Origin of the sequence: Nonlabens ulvanivorans (assembly GCF_032922765.1) — a bacterium.
Taxonomy (GTDB): domain Bacteria; phylum Bacteroidota; class Bacteroidia; order Flavobacteriales; family Flavobacteriaceae; genus Nonlabens; species Nonlabens ulvanivorans.
In genome coordinates this window covers 384,421-401,267 of sequence record NZ_CP136694.1, presented here as the reverse complement: position 1 = coordinate 401,267, position 16,847 = coordinate 384,421, and the positions used below count along the sequence as shown (strand labels likewise).

The following is a 16,847-nucleotide window of genomic DNA, read 5'->3' as shown; positions in this document are numbered from 1 at the left end:
TGATATTAAATTTTAAAAACTAAAAAAGCCTTTTCAATTGCTTTTTGAAAAGGCTTTAATCCATTAATAAATCAAATAAACCAACAGTTGTTTAAGGTCTGTCTCTACCTCTACGTTCTTTATATTCTTTCAACATCTTTTTTCTGAAATCCATTTCGGCTTTCATTAATTTCAAGAACCTTTTTGCTCCTATAATTTTTACGATCTCAGCATTGTTTTGCTCATAACTAGAAGCGTGTATTTGATTATCTAAATCTGTAATTTTACTTACATAATTTGTCGCTTCACTATTTGACATGGTGTCAATTTTAGCTTCCATTTCGCGAATCAAAGCTTTCTTTTTACGTTCTAAATCATGACGCTTTTCTCTCAATTTATTGAAAACAGGCCAAAATTTACTAGCTTCATCAGGTGTCAGTTCTAGTTGCTCAGTGATATAAGCTACAGCTAGTGCTTCAATTTTCTCTTTATTCATACGACGATGATCATCTCGATCACCTTCTGGTCCTTGAGCCATACCTATAGTACTTATAAGAACAGCTATTATTAATATATACTTTTTCATTCTGTAATAATTTCGTTTAAATCCATTTCATCTTCTAGATAGTCATACAACACATCTGTGTCAACACTTTCAGTAAGACTAATATTGTCTAATATATCGTTATCTGCAAATAATATATCTACTGTAGCGTCATCATATAAAAAAGATTCTTCAATAAGATAATCTTCTAGTACTGAAGTATCTACACTTGCTATATCTACTGACTCATTTCCACTATTTAAAGTTAGAACAATAGCCAGCATTGCCGCTATTGCAAGGACTGGATACAAGAAAGTAGTGACATTAGACTTCTTAGGTAATTGTCTTACCTTATCATCAACTACCGGTAATAATTGTTCTTCTAGAGTTTCAAAATAACCATCAGGCACTTCAAAACCAGTTTCTTTACCTAGCTTATCTTCAAGATTCCATTGTGTCATCATGTCCTCTTCAAAATTTTTGAAGAAGTCTTGAGGCACTTGAAAACCTAAATCCTTATTATGTTTATTTTCTTTTTCCATGTTCTGATTTTAAGACTCTTAAGTTCTCAAATAGTTTAATCTTCTTTAATAAATTGTTCAATTTTTTTTGCAGCAATATGGTAACTAGACTTAACAGCTCCTTCACTTAACTCTAACAAATTTGCAATATCCTTAAATTTAACCTCATCATAATAACGCATCTTAAAGATTTCGCTTTGTCTTTTAGGCAATTGAGCGAGTGCTTTCTGTAGTGCTAATTGGATTTCGTCACCAGTAAAATATACATCTGCTTCAATTTGTTCTACTAAATGAGCTTGTAGCTCTGCGTCACTTATTTGAAGCTGTTTCTTTTTTTTAGTAAGAAAGGTCATGCTTTCATTATATGCGATACGATATAACCATGATGAAAGTTTACTATCGCCTTTAAAATTTTTAATTCCTTTAAAAACTTTTACAAATACATTTTGCAACACATCATGTGCATCATCATGATCTATAACTAACTTTCTAATTTGCCAGTATAATTGCTCTTGAAACTCCTTTAAAAGCATGCGGTAGCCAGCCTCTGTGGAATGAGGCACTTTTAAAAGTTCCAGAATCTCGTATTCTTTATCTGCTATCATAGTCTACCTTATGACTCAAAAAGAAAGATAAGGTTTAATTCAATTGCAGAAAATTTTATTAATGTTTTAGCGTTGTAAAAAAGTAGTTTAATTATCTTCACTAATTGTAATATAAACTAACCATGGATCATAATAATATTTCTTCTTATCAACCACTTATTGCCGCTAGCGATGATACTAGAGTAGCATTTTATAAACGCACCTATGCGCACGTTGCACTAGCCGTTTTATTATTTATAATAGTAGAGTCTATATTTTTACGCATTGAGCCATTGGTAGAGTTTGCGTTATCCATGACACAAGGATGGAGATGGTTATTAATGTTGGGTGGATTTATGCTAGCAACAAACTATGCAGAAAATATTGCGCATAAATCACACGATAAAACCAAACAATATCTCGCATTATTACTTTATGTGATTGCAGAGGCATTTATTTTTCTTCCCATGATATGGATTGCCATTGCTTATTCTGGCGGAAGCATGAATATCTTTGACAATTCCATCATTAATCAAGCAGCTGTAATGACTCTAGCTTTATTTACAGGCTTGAGTGCGATTGTATTATTTACTAAAAAGGATTTTAGTTTCCTGCGCAACATACTGATGGTAGGCTTTTTTATAGCTATAGGTTTAATTATCGCAGGTATGATATTTGGTTTTAATCTAGGGCTTGCTTTTAGTGCAGGTATGGTAGTTCTTGCTGCAGGTTCTATACTTTATCAAACCTCTAACTTAGTACACAAATATAGTACAGATCAACATGTAGGAGCTTCACTAGGTCTATTTGCATCATTGATGTTATTATTCTGGTATTTACTGAGTATATTCTCAAGAGATTAGATTTCTCTCTCACATACTTGTTCTTAATCCAGAGACTGAATGGATGGCGCCATATGCATTTGCGGCTGTAGCCATCGGATTTTTATTTTTCTTTGGACACCTCATTTTGCGCAAATTACAGCACAAGAACGATTTTGTATGGAATAGACAACCCGTAACGTATCGCAAGTTAACGCTTTCGCGAAAGCGTATTCTAGAAACATATCCTTTCTACCAACAGCTCTCTAAAAAATACCAGCGACAGTTTGAACATCGTATGGTGGCTTTTATAAAAGATAAAGACTTCAGACATCGTTATGAAAATGAAGTATCTGATGCACAAGTTACTTTTAGCGCTGCTGTGGCGATACAATTAAGTTTTGGTAGAGCAAACTATTTGTATAGTATGATGAATACGGTATTGTTTTTCCCACAGGCATTTCAAAGCCCTACCAATGAGGCAATGCATAAAGGTGAATACAATCCACGAGCTAAAGTACTTGCTCTATCCTGGGAAGACTTTTTAACAGGTATGGCTATTGATAACGATAATCTTCATTTAGGACTACATGAATTTATGCACGTTATGCATTTTGAAAGTAAGCATAGTACAGATGTAGATTCTGCTAGATTCCATAAATACGAGCAAAAGATATTACATCATATCATGCAACCTGAAGTAAGAGAACGACTAGATAACACTAAATACTTCAGAGAATATGCATTTACAAATGAATATGAATTTCTATCTGTACTTACAGAATACTTCTTTGAATCGCCAGCCGACTTTAAATCTGGTTTCCCAGTATTGTTCAATTATTTAAAAACTGCCTTACTTTATAAGGACGAATGGATTTTTGAAAATTAATACCGCGCCATATCATTGCGACCATTCCATATTAAATAAAGTCCCAGCACAAATGGAAATGTATAAACAGCAACCACAAATTTATTTAAGGTGACCACATTATAAATGAACGGGAAAACACAACCAAAAAATACCAAAGCAATACCTATCCATAGCTTCGTTTTTCCACTTTGATGAATCCCTTTTAATTCTGTTAATCTAGCAGCTCTTTTATCAACTCTATGAACCGTATACTTCACGTCCTCTAGGTCCATCATTTGATTTTTAAGCTTGTTACGTACAGCACTTAAATCCATCTTACCACTGCTTACTTCTTGTGCATAATATTCTATTTGAGCTCTTAAGTCTGCCGTATGGGGAATCATATATTATATTTTTTCAAATTAAATAAAAAAAGTCCGTAGTTCAAATTTGAACTACGGACTTTATGCTTAAAACCTTAAGATCTCAATCCTAGTCTCTAATTAATTTCTTATAACGGATTCTCTTAGGCGTTACATCACCTAATCGTTTACGTTTATTCTCTTCATATTCTGTAAAACTACCTTCAAAAGAATAGATTTGAGAATCTCCTTCAAATGCGATGATGTGCGTACAAACTCTATCTAAAAACCATCTATCATGCGATATGATAACGGCACAACCTGCAAAGTTATCTAGCCCTTCTTCTAGTGCACGTAATGTATTTACATCTAGATCGTTAGTAGGCTCATCAAGTAATAAAACGTTTCCTTCCTCTTTAAGCGTCATCGCTAGGTGTAAACGGTTGCGTTCACCACCTGAAAGTGTAGATACTTTCTTATTTTGTTCAGAACCTGAGAAATTAAAACGACTTAAGTAAGCTCTAGAGTTGACCATCTTACCTGCCATCATCACCATATCTTGCCCATCGGCAAAGTTTTCCCAAATCGATTTATCTGGGTCGATATCACTATGCGATTGATCTACATAAGCTAGTTTTACCGTTTCTCCTACTGTAAATGATCCTTTATCTGGTTGCTCTTGTCCCATGATCATTTTGAAAATGGTTGTTTTACCAGCACCGTTGGGACCTATAATCCCTACAATACCATTTTGTGGTAACACAAAATTTAAGTCTTCATAAAGTAATTTATCGCCAAAGGCTTTACTTACTCCTTTTGCCTCAATAACATTGGTTCCTAAACGTGGTCCATTAGGGATGTATATTTCCAGCTTTTCTTCTTTTTGCTTTTGATCTTCATTCAATAACTTATCATAGTTATTTAAACGTGCCTTTTGTTTAGACTGTCGACCTTTTGCACCTTGACGTACCCAATCAAGTTCACGCTTAAGCGTTTTCTGACGTTTAGACTCTGTTTTTTCTTCTTTTCTTAATCGGTCACCTTTTTGCTCTAACCAGCTCGAGTAATTACCTTTCCATGGAATTCCTTCTCCACGATCCAGTTCAAGAATCCATCCAGCAACGTTATCTAAGAAATATCTATCGTGCGTTACAGCGATTACCGTTCCTTTATATTGAGCAAGGTGTTGTTCTAACCATAATACAGACTCTGCATCGAGGTGGTTAGTAGGTTCATCCAGCAGTAAAATCTCTGGTTGTTGTAATAGTAAACGACATAAAGCTACGCGTCTTTTCTCTCCACCAGATAGGTTTTTGATACTTGCGTCTCCAGGTGGCGTGCGCAAGGCATCCATGGCAATTTCTAGTTTAGTATCTAGTTCCCAAGCATTGGTTGCGTCTATTTTATCTTGTAGTTCTGCCTGACGGTTCATTAACTTCTCCATCTTATCTGCATCAGAGTACACTTCTTCTAGACCAAAATCGTCATTGATTTTATTATACTCGTCCAGTATAGCTACCGTTTCTGCAACTCCTTCTCGCACGATTTCCATCACCGTCTTGGTCTCATCGAGTTCTGGTTCTTGTTCAAGATAACCTACGTTATAACCTGGTAAGAAATGAATATCACCTTGATAGTTCTTTTCAATACCTGCAATGATTTTCATCAATGTAGACTTACCAGAACCGTTAAGACCTAAAATACCGATTTTTGCACCATAGAAAAAACTAAGGTGAATATTCTTTAAAACTTGTTTCCCTGTACTTTGATAGGTCTTTGAAAGACCTGACATGGAAAATATTACTTGTTTATCATCGCTCATAATTGCGCTGTTTTTTGTTGTATTAATGTATGTAATTGTGTGAGAGAATCTTCTTGAAAACGCTTTCGCGAAAGCGTCACCTCATCCATCTTATTCACTTTAAGAGTCATGCCCTTTTCTGTAAGGTCATAATGCTCTATTTCTTTAAATTGAAAACCAAAGGTTTTATGACCTAATAATTTTGCCGTTAGACCTGTGTTTGTAAATTTAATCGTGTTGCGCTGTCTTATATTTTTGATTTGTGGAATACCGATGAGGATAATCCCTATAAATGCAGGTATAATGTAATAAAGGTGAGCACCGTCTATTATAATTAAGGTTCCAAAAACAAAACAAGAAACTACAGCTATAATAGTAGGAACAACTACTTTAAGAGCTGTAAGATCTTCAAATTGAATTTTTTCCTTCACTAAACTCGACCTTTTAATGCATTAAAAACCCAAGCGATAGCAAAGAAACCTACACCTACTGCAGCAAATCCATAGCCAGCTACCTGATTGTATCTAAATGCGCCCAGTGCTATAAGCCCTAGTCCTATGATAATCATGATTAAAGTTGCCCAGCCTAAAACGCCATTTTTATTCATCGCCATATATTCTTCTTTTCAATTTCAAAGATAAGAAGGAAAGAACAAGTAATTAAATTGATATTATTACAAACATGACTTCCTTTAAATCTCTATGTTGTATTCTTTTAATTAACTATTTAAAATTCTCTAATGATTGCATTACTTAGAGTCTCCATCAACTAATTTATGGAGTTTCTTTGTACCGCGATACATTTCATATTTTACAAACCGTGCTTCTAGTTTACCATTATATACTTTAATCTTGCGCGATGGACGCAATCCTACAGATTTTAATGCCTCGAGATTACCGGTTATCAACCATGCCGTAGAACCAGTATAACGTTGTTTTAATGTATCGCCTATTGATTTATAAAATGCATCGGTATCGATCTCTATACGTTCATCATACGGTGGATTGAACATTATAAAGGCTTGTGCACTTTGATGATCTCTAAAGAAATCACCTTTTTCTAGTTTTATAAAATCTTGAAGATTAGCATTTTTTACATTTTCTTTTGCTTTTTCTAACGTGTACCCATCTGCATCGCGTGCGATGATAGGTCCTTCAAACTCACGCATTTTCTTTAGACAGCTTTCTTGAATCATTTCAAAAAGAGCATTATCATAATTGGGCCATTTTTCAAAGCCAAATTCTGGTCGGTTTAAATTAGGAGCAATGTTTGCTGCAATCATAGCGGCCTCAATCGCTATAGTTCCACTACCGCACATGGGATCTATAAATTGTGATCGTTGATCCCAATCACTAAGTAATATCAAACCTGCTGCAAGCACTTCATTAATAGGTGCAATATTAGTTTCTTGACGATAACCACGTTTAAAGAGCGGCTCACCACTAGAATCTATAGAAACATCTACTTTTTGATCATTAATATGCACCGATACTCTTAAGTCTGGATGTTTTGTGTCTACATCTGGACGTCTACCAGTATTATTACGTATTTGATCTACAATAGCATCTTTAGTTTTTAAAGCAACATACTGACTATGATTAAAGTATTGTGACGCTACCGTACCATGTACGGCAAGTGTATCGTGTGCCGTTAGATACTTAGACCAATCCATCTGATAAATACCATCATATAAATCTACCTCATTACGGGCTCTAAAAGAATGTATAGGTACTAGAATACGTATCGCGGTGCGCAACATCATATTTGCCTTGTACATAAAGCCTAGATCGCCTTCAAAACTCACCATGCGCACACCTTTCTCAATACGTGTTGCACCTAACTGGCGCAGTTCTTTCTCAAGGACTTCTTCTAGGCCAAAAAGTGTTTTGGCAATCATCTTAAAACTTTGGGACATTCTTCACAGATTTGAGCCGCAAAATTAAGCTATTTTTGTTGCCTATGAGCACTGCATCCCAAACAGATCAATGGTACGCGAGTTGGTTTGACACTCCATATTATCACATTCTTTATCGAGATAGAGATTATCTAGAGGCTGGCGCATTTATGCGTCGACTTACAGACAGCCTTCACTTATCTAAGTCTTCTCATATCATGGACTTAGCATGTGGTCGTGGTAGACACAGTATGTATTTAAATCGTTTAGGATATCGTGTAACTGGTGTTGATTTAAGTCCATCTAGTATTGCATTTGCAAAAGCACAATTGAGAGACAACACGACTTCTACCTCAGATATAGAAAATGATAAATCGCTTTTACCAATCGATGCAAGCCGTATTAATTTTGAGGTACATAATATGACAGTACCCTATGATGGTCAATTTGACGCGGTATTTAATCTCTTTACTAGTTTTGGTTATTTTGATGATGTGGCAGATAATGTAAATACCATTAAAGCTATACATTCAAATTTAAAGCCTGGTGGATATGGAGTTATCGATTTTATGAATGCTCCTTTTGTCATTAAAAATCTAGTTGCCTATAATGAGAAAATTGAGGATGGTATTACCTTTAAACAATGGCGTCGTTATGAAAAAGGTCATATCTATAAAGATATTAAATTTACTGATCAAGAACGTGATTACCATTTCACAGAACGTGTGAGCGCCCTAGAATTAGCAGATTTTACGAACTATTTTAAATTAGCTGGATTAGAATTAATAGAGGTTTATGGTGATTATCATTTGAACAGTTATGATGCTGCAACTAGTGAGCGGCTAATTATGATAGTCAGAAAGTAAATCCAAACTAAACCAATTCTTTATTCAGACTATAAATCACCTCACAGATAATTCATTAACATTACTTTTACGCTTTAATACATAACCTGACTTGAATTTTTTACTTCCATTTATCGCAGTTTTATTAGGAGCTGGAGCAGCCATGTTTTTTAAATCACCAGCTGCAAATAGAATGAAATTGCTATTGGCTTTTTCTGGTGCGTTTTTATTAAGTAGTGTCGCTTCAGAGTTTTTACCAGAAATTTATGAAGATGGCGATAGCAATATGGGTATTTATCTTATTGCTGGAGTTTTTATACAAATCATATTAGAGTTCTTTTCAAAAGGAGCTGAACATGGACATTTACACGTGCATAAAGAGATTCAACAGTTTCCTTATCTACTTTTCGGTAGTTTGTGTTTGCATGCATTTCTAGAAGGTATGCCATTACAAGATCATGGTGGTATGGTATATGGAATTTCAATTCATAAAATACCTATAGCCTTTATTTTTACTAGTTTTTTATTGAACAGCGCCATGTCACGATGGAAGGCTATTGTTATATTATTATTATTTGCGGTTATGTCACCGCTAGGTAGTTTACTCGCTAGTGAGCTGAGCTTTTTTGATGCTTATATGACACCTATCAAAGCTATTGTTGCTGGTGTAGTATTGCATGTTTCAACCACTCTTATCTTAGAGTCGAGTGAGGCGCACAAATTTAATCTTGCTAAGATTTTAGTGATGTTAATTGGTGCTGTGCTGGGATTTTTGGTTTAAGTTGAAACCACCTCAAGCACCATTAAAAAATGACTAATACTACCACCTAAAACAAATAGGTGCCAAATTACATGGTTGAAATAGAGTTTATTCCAAGCATAAAAAATGATTCCTACGGTAAAGAAAACGCCACCTGCGATTAACCAAAAAATCATCGAGTCTGTAAATAAGATCTGCACACTTTCTAAATCTAGAACAATCAACCAGCCCATCACCAAATAAAGGATGCTCGAAAACGCCTCATATTTACCTGTAAAAAACAGTTTCCAAACAAGACCAAATAATGCGATTCCCCATACGGCATACAAAATCATCCAGCCATTACTATCTTGTAACATTAATAAACACATAGGCGTATAAGTCCCTGCAATAGATCCATATATCGCTATATGATCCATCTTGCGCAGTACGTCTTTTCTTGACCCTACCGCAACCCAATGGTAATAAGTAGACGAGAAATAGAGAAAAATCTGTGAAAATGCATATACCATTATAGCAGGATATACATATGCCTGATTACTATCTTCTATCTTTAAAAATAATAATACAGCACCTATTAAGGCTAGTAAAAAACCAAAGCCATGTGTGATGACATTCCACTTTTCTTCTAGTGGTGACTGTGCTCTAGCCATGTAGTGACCTATTCATCATTTCTTTTCTAGCTTCCTCATATTCAGACACCATATTTTCAACGACTTGTGCTGCCGGAATAATATCATCAATCAATCCAGATATTTGACCTATTTCTAGTTCACCTTCATTTAGATCTCCTTCAAACATTCCTTTCTTAGCTCTTGCTCGACCAAGTAAGGTTTTTAATTCTTCAGTTGTTGGCCCTGTTTTATACAATTCTTGTACATCACCCCAGAATTTATTGCGCAATAAACGTACTGGCGCTAATTCCTTAAGTGTTAAGTGCGTATCACCTTCTTTAGCATCCACTACAGCTTGCTTAAATGCTAGGTGGCTACTTGCTTCATGAGTGGCTACAAAACGGCTTCCTACTTGAACAGCTTCGGCTCCTAATGTCATCGCGGCCAGCATACCTCTACCTGTTGCAATACCACCAGCAGCAATTAATGGGATTTTTAAAGCTGCTTTTACCATTGGAATTAAAGTAAGTGTTGTGGTCTCCTCTCTACCGTTGTGTCCACCAGCTTCAAATCCTTCTGCAACAACAGCATCTACACCTGCATCTTGACATTTTAAAGCAAACTTCACAGAGCTTACCACATGTACTACAGTGATTCCTGCATCTTTTAATCGTTGGGTATAAGTTTTAGGATTTCCAGCACTGGTAAATACGATAGGAACTTTTTCTTCTATGATTATTTGAAGTATTTCTTCTAGATCAGTATACAGCAATGGAACGTTAACACCATAAGGTTGATCTGTTGCTTTTTTTACTTTTTGAATATGTTCTCTCAATACATCAGGATACATGGATCCTGCACCTATAAGACCTAATCCACCAGCATTGGATACGGCGCTGGCCAGTTTATAACCACTAGCCCATATCATACCACCTTGAATTATGGGATATTTTATACCAAATAACGAAGTAATTCTATTTTCCATAGCTTGTGTTTACTCCTGCAAATTTAAAAGAAATTGAGAGGTGTGGAGCTTAAAATTTAGAGAATGGATGCAATAAATACTTAAAAAACTACTTTTATTGATCTATTCATATCTTCGATATGGAATATATAAATACCAGAATTAAAAGAGTTCAAATCTAATGGCTTTTCATTCTCAAGCATGCCATTCCACACGCACTGGCCCATAAGGTTATACAGTCTAGCTTTTACCGCTGGATGCTTTTGTGGTAAATCAATCACGAACTGTTTACTACCATTGATGTAGTGGTTCAATTCTAGACCTTCTAACTGTATTGTACTCAAAATTTGAAATACCGCGCCAAAATCAGGAATACCATATCCAAATTGATTATTTGGAGTCATAAAATTATCTGCACTTTGTTCTACAGCATTTTTAATTTGTAAAGGTGTTACATTAGGATATGCTTGTATCAGACAGGCAATAGCACCGCTAACTAAAGGAGCGCTATAAGAGGTACCACTACCAGAAACTAAAGCTCCATTTTCAGTAATTAGTGCCGTACTGCTTCCTTGAGCTACTACGTTAGGTTTTAAACGATTATCAAACGTTGGACCTATACTAGAGAAATTAGACAACTGTTCCGTTGCTGTTACAGATCCTATGCTAAAGGCTCCATCAGCATCTGCAGGTGCACTTATATAGGGATGCGAAGTCGACGTTCCAGAATTACCGGCACTTACCACGACAAACAATCCTTTCTCAAAAGCCACATTTGCACCACGTGATATAAAAGCCGTTTGTCCGTCCAGATCTGTATAACTCAAACTTTCTGCAGGGTTATCAAATCCTAAATAACCTAGCGACACATTGATAACATCAACACCTAGCGAATCTGCGCGTTCTGCTGCGGCAACCCAATAACTTAATTCTACTGGTGTTTCTGTTGCAACATCTTCAGTTCTGAATAGATAATATTGCGCATCAGGCGCGCTTCCTTCATAATTACCAGCCTCTTGTGCTGCCATAATACTCAACACTCGTGCACCGTGAAAATGATCTCCATAATAACTGTTATCGCCTGCTACAAAATCATAACCACCAGCGATTCCATTATTATTACGCAATTGATTAAATGCAGGATTAGTATCTACGTTAGGGAAACCGCTATCAGTTACAGCGATAGTAACACCTGTTCCTGTATGACCCAAATCATGTAAATCATTAAGCCCTATCATGTTAATTTGGTTCAATGCATTACCATACGTGAGCGGCGGCATCGTAGTCTGGACAAATTTATTATGGTTGTTGATTTGAGCCATTTTAGTCGGATCTGCAAAATCCACGCTCGACACAAAAGAAAATGTTGTTAATGCATTAATATCTGTTTCTAAACCCGTAACATGTACACAATTAAACCATTTAGACTGAGTTTTATAAGTGATACCAGGCTGCGATTGGATTTGTGCGACATAACTTTGATTGACAGGCACGTCTCGATCATCTATAGCAATTCCATGCCTTGCCTTGCGTTGTATTGCCTTTTGAGTAAGTATACTTTGTGGCGACGCTATGCTAGCAGTGACATTAGGCTTATCCGTAAAGTAAATCCATGCATGAAGTTCTTGTGCATACGCTTTCGCGAAAGCGAGATAAAAAACAATACACAGAATAACTCTCATGTGAGCAAGTTAAGAAATAACACCCGAACCTAAACATTCATTATCCCGATACCATGCTGCAAACTGTCCAGGTGAAATAGCACTTTGTGGTGTGTCAAAAATCAAATAAGCGCCATCACTTACTACATTTAAAACTGCCTTTTCTAAGGTCTGTCTATAACGAATTCTAGCCATCACATCCATGGTCTGTCCTGGTTGAAGTGCCAGATCTTCACGTATCCAGTGCAACTCACTTTTATCTATAAAAAGTCCACGACGGTAAAGTCCTGGATGCTGTTTTCCCTGTCCTACATAAATAGTATTACTCTTTACGTCTGTCTCTATCACAAATAATGGTAGAGGTGTTCCTCCTACAGCGAGGCCTTTGCGCTGTCCACGTGTAAAGTAATGAGCTCCTTGATGTGTGCCCAGTTTTTTACCTTCATGTGGTTGATAGTGTCGCTTGCGCGAAAGCGTCACCATAGTATCCTCATCTTCCACAACTTCAGCTTTATCCATACTTACCTGTGCCGGAATTTCTATAATATCACCTGTTTTAGGTTTCAATTGTTGCTGCAAAAAGTCTGGTAAACGTACTTTACCTATAAAACACAATCCTTGCGAGTCTTTCTTACCTGCAGTAATTAAATCTTGTGAAGCTGCAATTTCTCGAACTTGAGGTTTTTGAAGATGCCCTATAGGGAATAACGTACGAGCTAACTGCTCTTGTGACACCTGACATAGAAAATAGCTTTGATCTTTATTAAGATCTGCACCACCCATAAGATGATGAATTTCTTTACCATCTATCGTGGTGGTTGTCTTCTGACAGTAGTGTCCTGTAGCAACATAATCTGCTCCTAATTCTAAAGCGATATCCATAAAGACATCAAATTTAATCTCACGATTACATAAAACGTCTGGATTAGGCGTGCGACCACGTGCATACTCATCAAACATATAATCGACGATACGCTCTTTATATTGTTCACTTAAATCTACAGTCTGAAACGGTATCCCTAGCTTATCTGCGACTAACATCGCGTCATTTGAATCTTCTAACCATGGACACTCATCACTTATGGTAACGGTATCATCATGCCAATTTTTCATAAATAGACCTATAACTTCGTGGCCTTGCTCTTTTAAAAGATATGCCGCGACGCTAGAATCTACTCCACCTGAAAGTCCTACTACTACTTTTGCCATGCTGCAAAAATAATTCATATGTATTACAGTTAACCTTGTAGGCAGGTTGATTTTTCTTATAGTGAGCATGATAAAAATTGATAATGAACAGTCCTAATTTATTGTTTAATATTTTTAACAAATCATTAAACATAATTGAAAGTGTTTGAGACTATCTTTGAACAAATAAAAAAACTAAACCCAAACTCATGAAAAAGTTAATAACCAATTTCAAGGTATTGATGCTTGTGGCACTTACCATAGGTGTAGCATCTTGTACAGATGATGATGACAACGGCGGAGTATTAGATAATAACAATTCTGCTTATGACTTAACAGTAGACAATGCTGATTTTACTATTCTTAATGCGGCATTATTAAGAACAGGATTAGACGCTACACTAGATCAAGCAGGTGGAACATTTACCGTTTTTGCACCGACAGACACAGCTTTCCAAACATTTTTATCAGCAAATGGATTTGCTACTATAGATGATGTGCCAGTTTTAATTTTAAGAAACACATTGCGCAACCACGTACTAGGAACTGTGGCACGATCAACAGACCTTACTGATGGGTATGTAAAGACCAGTGCAACAAACGGTGATGGTGACGCATTAGATTTATACGTAGACCTTACAGCTGGTGTAGTACTTAATGGTGGTGCAGAGGTTACTATGGCAGATGTAAGTGTGGATAATGGAGTCGTTCATGTAGTGGATGAGGTAATTGCTTTACCTACAGTTGTAACACTAGCAGCTGCTAACCCTAGTTTTTCAAATCTAGTTACTGCAGTAGACCAGGAAGGATTAGTACCTACATTAAGCGATGACACAGCAACTTTTACTGTATTTGCTCCTACTAATGATGCTTTTCAAGCATTAATAGACGAAAGCACAACAGACGGATTAAATAATATATCAGACGTTCTAGCTTTATCTAATTTAACAGATGTACTTACTTACCACGTAGTGAGTGGTGCAGCGGTAAGAGCCGAAAATATTGTAGACGGCGCAAATGTAGATCCTATAGGACCTGGAACTTTTTCTATTACAGGAACAGTAATTACAGATGCACAAACAAGAGATACAAACATTATTGTAACTAACGTTACAGCAATTAATGGTGTAGTACACGCAATAGATAACGTGTTGCTACCATAAACTTTTAGGTTAGTAGAGAAAAAGCCTCATTGCCTCGTGCGTGAGGCTTTTTTGTTTTATAAAATCTCGCGTTGATATTGTTTACTTTTACAGTTTAATATCCTTTATGAAATCTACTGCCTTTAAAAAAGAAATTTATGATCACTGTCATCATATTTTAGAAGACCGAATGGCAACCATTACTAAAAATCTAGATCGCCTGATGGACTCAAAACAAAATGAGACCAAAAGTAGTGCTGGTGATAAGTATGAAACAGGTATGGCCATGATTCAAAATGAGGAAGATTTATTCAAAAGGCAACTTGCAGACACCTCTAAAATAATAGAGCATTTTAAAAAAATAGATGCTGTAAAAAAATGTGATATGGTAGAACCTGGTGCACTTTTAAAGTTGCCTGCCGGCTGGTTTTATGTAAGTGCTGGAATGGGAAAAGTTATGGTAGATGGAGAAGCCATATTCTGTATCTCTCTACAATCACCTATAGGAGTAGCTTTAAAACATAAAAAGAATAATGATATCATAAGCTTTAATGATCAAAAATTTACGATTCAAGAAATCTACTAGTCATGAAAAAGCTACAACAACAACTCACAGAACTTCAAAAGTTTATTGAATTAGGAGATAAGCAAAATAAAACAATATCTAAAGTAGGTAGCTACTGGCACATTGATCATACCTTACGTGTTTTTAATGGTATACCACAAGCTTTAAAAAACTCAAATCCTCAAAATTTTGAACCTAAATGGTCTTTTCTTAAATGGACGATCATGACATTTAAGAAAATCCCTAGAGGAAAAGGTCGTGCTCCTAAACATGTGTTACCAGAAGATCATATCACAAAAACTGATTTGCTTCAACAAATACAGCTAGCAGAAAATGGCCTTAATGATATTGAACAGCTAGATGTACAATGCCATTTTAAACATCCCTTATTTGGGCATTTAGATTTAAAAGAATCTCAAAAATTCCTTGCCATTCATACAGAGCATCATTTAAAAATTATCAGAGACATTTTTAAATAATCATCTTATAATTATTCCTCTTCGTCTTCAACTTTAGGAACAAACATTTCTGTGCGTTCTAGAAGCTTATCAGACACCTTAAATTCTGTACTGAAATTATACGTTTTATCTTCATAAAAGTATTTATAATAAGCAGTCTTCAACCATCTTACGTCAGTTGCTTTCTTGTTGTACTCATCATGCGTTGCTATTTTAACCACTTCATTATCTTTCCATACTAGCAATCGATATGCTCCTACTCCATTACTTGCACATCGTTTGATAAGTTCTTTAAAATGGTCTGCATTAAACACATAAATAGATTCCTTTTTCACCTCATAATTAAGGTCGCTGAAAAGGGTTTGCGTTAAGAATTGTTCTTGTGGAGTCATGGAAATAAATTAAAGCACAAAGGTAGGTTGAACTATAGTGTCAATAACATCTTTAAAGAAGAAAATATAAACTCAAAATCCTACCTTTGCCACATGTCTGAAAACAAAGGAATCCGCATTAATAAATACTTGAGTGAACAAGGTTTTTGCTCACGTCGTGCCGCAGATCGATTAATCGAGCAACAGCGCGTCACCATCAATGGTTCTGTTCCTGAAATGGGAACTAAAGTTCAACCTGATGATAAAGTTGCTGTAGATGGTGAACCTATTTCAAAAAAGAAAGAAAAACCTGTTTACATCGCATTTCACAAACCTACTGGGATTGTATGTACAACAGACACACGTGTTGAACCTGATAATATTATTGAGTACATTAATTATCCTACTCGTATTTTTCCCATAGGACGATTAGATAAAATGAGCGAAGGCTTAATTTTTCTAACTAACGACGGTGACATCGTTAATAAAATATTACGCTCTCGTAATAATCATGGTAAAGAATACATTGTTACTGTAGACCATAGTATTGATGACCGATTTATTAGAAGAATGGCATCAGGAATACCTATTCTAGACACGGTAACTAAAAAGTGTGAAGTAGAGCAAATAGGACGTAAGACCTTTAGAATTGTATTAACGCAAGGATTAAACAGACAGATACGTCGTATGTGTGAGTATCTAGATTATCGTGTAACTAAATTGAAACGTATACGCATTATGAATGTAGAGCTAGATATTCCTAAAGGTACTTATCGTGATTTAACTAAAGAAGAACTAGATGAAATCTACAGACTTACTGCAGAGAGCACAAAAATATATCAAGAAGAAAATAATATTTCTGACGAAGTAGATTAACCTATCCATAATAGATAAAAAAGCCTCGATAATTATCGAGGCTTTTT

Annotated in this window: 21 protein-coding genes; 8 read left to right on the top strand and 13 right to left on the bottom strand. The window is 35.7% G+C overall.

The genetic code is table 11. The features are described from left to right. Positions 1-91: 91 nt before the first annotated feature. Genes R1T42_RS01770 through R1T42_RS01760 form a run of 3 tightly spaced genes read right to left on the bottom strand, consistent with a single transcriptional unit; the run spans position 92 to position 1,649 of the window. Positions 92-565 carry a hypothetical protein gene (locus R1T42_RS01770; protein ID WP_317291060.1) on the bottom strand — a complete coding sequence of 158 codons (474 nt, stop codon included), beginning with the start codon at positions 563-565 and terminating at the stop codon, positions 92-94. Continuing rightward, positions 562-1,065: a hypothetical protein gene (locus R1T42_RS01765; protein ID WP_042295897.1), complete on the bottom strand. Its 504-nt coding sequence runs from the start codon at positions 1,063-1,065 to the stop codon at positions 562-564. The genes R1T42_RS01770 and R1T42_RS01765 overlap by 4 nt, the downstream gene beginning before the upstream one ends. A 35-nt stretch (positions 1,066-1,100) precedes the next feature. Then, positions 1,101-1,649, bottom strand: a complete 549-nt coding sequence (locus tag R1T42_RS01760; protein WP_036581294.1) for an RNA polymerase sigma factor — start codon at positions 1,647-1,649, stop codon at positions 1,101-1,103. A 122-nt stretch (positions 1,650-1,771) separates the two neighbouring features. Here R1T42_RS01760 and R1T42_RS01755 point away from each other — a divergent pair, with 122 nt between their 5' ends. Then, entirely contained in the window at positions 1,772-2,491 is a 720-nt protein-coding gene (locus R1T42_RS01755; protein WP_042295896.1) for a Bax inhibitor-1/YccA family protein, read from the top strand. Between the two features lie 43 nt (positions 2,492-2,534). Then, positions 2,535-3,338, top strand: coding sequence for a zinc-dependent peptidase (locus R1T42_RS01750; protein ID WP_317291059.1), 804 nt, complete (start codon positions 2,535-2,537; stop codon positions 3,336-3,338). Here R1T42_RS01750 and R1T42_RS01745 read toward each other — a convergent pair. From R1T42_RS01745 to R1T42_RS01725, 5 genes are all read right to left on the bottom strand, one after another. Further along, on the bottom strand, positions 3,335-3,703 hold the full coding sequence (locus R1T42_RS01745) for a hypothetical protein (protein WP_036581299.1): 369 nt from the start codon (positions 3,701-3,703) through the stop codon (positions 3,335-3,337). The genes R1T42_RS01750 and R1T42_RS01745 overlap by 4 nt on opposite strands. A gap of 88 nt (positions 3,704-3,791) precedes the next feature. Further along, a complete protein-coding gene (gene ettA / locus R1T42_RS01740) occupies positions 3,792-5,483 on the bottom strand; it encodes an energy-dependent translational throttle protein EttA (RefSeq protein WP_317291058.1) in 1,692 nt (563 codons plus the stop codon). After that, the gene (locus tag R1T42_RS01735) at positions 5,480-5,893 is read right to left on the bottom strand and encodes a hypothetical protein (RefSeq protein ID WP_036581303.1); all 414 of its coding nucleotides are present in this window, start codon (positions 5,891-5,893) and stop codon (positions 5,480-5,482) included. The genes ettA and R1T42_RS01735 overlap by 4 nt, the downstream gene beginning before the upstream one ends. After that, a complete protein-coding gene (locus R1T42_RS01730; protein WP_235183329.1) occupies positions 5,893-6,069 on the bottom strand; it encodes a CAL67264 family membrane protein in 177 nt (58 codons plus the stop codon). The genes R1T42_RS01735 and R1T42_RS01730 overlap by 1 nt, the downstream gene beginning before the upstream one ends. A gap of 141 nt (positions 6,070-6,210) precedes the next feature. Continuing rightward, complete coding sequence (locus R1T42_RS01725; protein ID WP_317291057.1) at positions 6,211-7,377, bottom strand: THUMP domain-containing class I SAM-dependent RNA methyltransferase; 1,167 nt, start codon at positions 7,375-7,377, stop codon at positions 6,211-6,213. 44 nt (positions 7,378-7,421) lie between these two features. On the opposite strand from R1T42_RS01725, the gene R1T42_RS01720 reads away from it, so the two are divergent. Next, positions 7,422-8,222 (top strand): SAM-dependent methyltransferase, encoded by an 801-nt coding sequence (locus R1T42_RS01720; protein WP_317291056.1) that lies wholly within the window; start codon positions 7,422-7,424, stop codon positions 8,220-8,222. A 91-nt stretch (positions 8,223-8,313) separates the two neighbouring features. After that, the gene (locus R1T42_RS01715) at positions 8,314-8,982 is read left to right on the top strand and encodes a ZIP family metal transporter (protein WP_317291055.1); all 669 of its coding nucleotides are present in this window, start codon (positions 8,314-8,316) and stop codon (positions 8,980-8,982) included. Here R1T42_RS01715 and trhA read toward each other — a convergent pair. From trhA to mnmA, 4 genes are all read right to left on the bottom strand, one after another. After that, on the bottom strand, positions 8,979-9,614 hold the full coding sequence (gene trhA, locus R1T42_RS01710) for a PAQR family membrane homeostasis protein TrhA (RefSeq protein ID WP_317291054.1): 636 nt from the start codon (positions 9,612-9,614) through the stop codon (positions 8,979-8,981). The two genes, R1T42_RS01715 and trhA, sit on opposite strands and share 4 nt — an antisense overlap. After that, positions 9,607-10,560 carry an NAD(P)H-dependent flavin oxidoreductase gene (locus R1T42_RS01705; protein ID WP_036581318.1) on the bottom strand — a complete coding sequence of 318 codons (954 nt, stop codon included), beginning with the start codon at positions 10,558-10,560 and terminating at the stop codon, positions 9,607-9,609. Before R1T42_RS01705 ends, trhA begins: the two co-directional genes overlap by 8 nt. Positions 10,561-10,640: 80 nt before the next feature. After that, on the bottom strand, positions 10,641-12,221 hold the full coding sequence (locus R1T42_RS01700; RefSeq protein WP_317291053.1) for a S8 family serine peptidase: 1,581 nt from the start codon (positions 12,219-12,221) through the stop codon (positions 10,641-10,643). A 9-nt stretch (positions 12,222-12,230) separates the two neighbouring features. Beyond that, entirely contained in the window at positions 12,231-13,409 is a 1,179-nt protein-coding gene (gene mnmA, locus R1T42_RS01695) for a tRNA 2-thiouridine(34) synthase MnmA (protein WP_042270286.1), read from the bottom strand. A 188-nt stretch (positions 13,410-13,597) separates the two neighbouring features. Here mnmA and R1T42_RS01690 point away from each other — a divergent pair, with 188 nt between their 5' ends. The 3 genes from R1T42_RS01690 to R1T42_RS01680 all read left to right on the top strand — a co-directional run bounded on the left by R1T42_RS01690 (position 13,598) and on the right by R1T42_RS01680 (position 15,574). Beyond that, positions 13,598-14,551, top strand: a complete 954-nt coding sequence (locus R1T42_RS01690; RefSeq protein ID WP_317291052.1) for a fasciclin domain-containing protein — start codon at positions 13,598-13,600, stop codon at positions 14,549-14,551. Positions 14,552-14,657: 106 nt separating this feature from the next. Then, a complete protein-coding gene (locus tag R1T42_RS01685; protein ID WP_317291051.1) occupies positions 14,658-15,116 on the top strand; it encodes a transcription elongation factor in 459 nt (152 codons plus the stop codon). 2 nt (positions 15,117-15,118) lie between these two features. Then, a complete protein-coding gene (locus R1T42_RS01680) occupies positions 15,119-15,574 on the top strand; it encodes a hypothetical protein (RefSeq protein ID WP_317291050.1) in 456 nt (151 codons plus the stop codon). 11 nt (positions 15,575-15,585) lie between these two features. Here the strand turns inward: R1T42_RS01680 and R1T42_RS01675 are convergent, their stop codons facing one another. Then, a complete protein-coding gene (locus tag R1T42_RS01675; protein ID WP_042270282.1) occupies positions 15,586-15,945 on the bottom strand; it encodes a hypothetical protein in 360 nt (119 codons plus the stop codon). A gap of 93 nt (positions 15,946-16,038) precedes the next feature. On the opposite strand from R1T42_RS01675, the gene rluF reads away from it, so the two are divergent. After that, a complete protein-coding gene (gene rluF / locus R1T42_RS01670; protein ID WP_317291049.1) occupies positions 16,039-16,800 on the top strand; it encodes a 23S rRNA pseudouridine(2604) synthase RluF in 762 nt (253 codons plus the stop codon). The last annotated feature ends 47 nt before the right edge of the window (positions 16,801-16,847 follow it).

What these genes read in the sequence shown, in the direction of transcription:
- R1T42_RS01770 (WP_317291060.1), bottom strand. Translation starts at nt 565, where the DNA reads ATGAAAAAGTATATATTAATAATAGCTGTTCTTATAAGTACTATAGGT.
- R1T42_RS01765 (WP_042295897.1), bottom strand. Translation starts at nt 1,065, where the DNA reads ATGGAAAAAGAAAATAAACATAATAAGGATTTAGGTTTTCAAGTGCCT.
- R1T42_RS01760 (WP_036581294.1), bottom strand. Translation starts at nt 1,649, where the DNA reads ATGATAGCAGATAAAGAATACGAGATTCTGGAACTTTTAAAAGTGCCT.
- R1T42_RS01755 (WP_042295896.1), top strand. Translation starts at nt 1,772, where the DNA reads ATGGATCATAATAATATTTCTTCTTATCAACCACTTATTGCCGCTAGC.
- R1T42_RS01750 (WP_317291059.1), top strand. Translation starts at nt 2,535, where the DNA reads ATGGCGCCATATGCATTTGCGGCTGTAGCCATCGGATTTTTATTTTTC.
- R1T42_RS01745 (WP_036581299.1), bottom strand. Translation starts at nt 3,703, where the DNA reads ATGATTCCCCATACGGCAGACTTAAGAGCTCAAATAGAATATTATGCA.
- ettA (WP_317291058.1), bottom strand. Translation starts at nt 5,483, where the DNA reads ATGAGCGATGATAAACAAGTAATATTTTCCATGTCAGGTCTTTCAAAG.
- R1T42_RS01730 (WP_235183329.1), bottom strand. Translation starts at nt 6,069, where the DNA reads ATGAATAAAAATGGCGTTTTAGGCTGGGCAACTTTAATCATGATTATC.
- R1T42_RS01725 (WP_317291057.1), bottom strand. Translation starts at nt 7,377, where the DNA reads ATGTCCCAAAGTTTTAAGATGATTGCCAAAACACTTTTTGGCCTAGAA.
- R1T42_RS01720 (WP_317291056.1), top strand. Translation starts at nt 7,422, where the DNA reads ATGAGCACTGCATCCCAAACAGATCAATGGTACGCGAGTTGGTTTGAC.
- trhA (WP_317291054.1), bottom strand. Translation starts at nt 9,614, where the DNA reads ATGGCTAGAGCACAGTCACCACTAGAAGAAAAGTGGAATGTCATCACA.
- R1T42_RS01705 (WP_036581318.1), bottom strand. Translation starts at nt 10,560, where the DNA reads ATGGAAAATAGAATTACTTCGTTATTTGGTATAAAATATCCCATAATT.
- R1T42_RS01700 (WP_317291053.1), bottom strand. Translation starts at nt 12,221, where the DNA reads ATGAGAGTTATTCTGTGTATTGTTTTTTATCTCGCTTTCGCGAAAGCG.
- mnmA (WP_042270286.1), bottom strand. Translation starts at nt 13,409, where the DNA reads ATGGCAAAAGTAGTAGTAGGACTTTCAGGTGGAGTAGATTCTAGCGTC.
- R1T42_RS01690 (WP_317291052.1), top strand. Translation starts at nt 13,598, where the DNA reads ATGAAAAAGTTAATAACCAATTTCAAGGTATTGATGCTTGTGGCACTT.
- R1T42_RS01685 (WP_317291051.1), top strand. Translation starts at nt 14,658, where the DNA reads ATGAAATCTACTGCCTTTAAAAAAGAAATTTATGATCACTGTCATCAT.
- R1T42_RS01680 (WP_317291050.1), top strand. Translation starts at nt 15,119, where the DNA reads ATGAAAAAGCTACAACAACAACTCACAGAACTTCAAAAGTTTATTGAA.
- R1T42_RS01675 (WP_042270282.1), bottom strand. Translation starts at nt 15,945, where the DNA reads ATGACTCCACAAGAACAATTCTTAACGCAAACCCTTTTCAGCGACCTT.
- rluF (WP_317291049.1), top strand. Translation starts at nt 16,039, where the DNA reads ATGTCTGAAAACAAAGGAATCCGCATTAATAAATACTTGAGTGAACAA.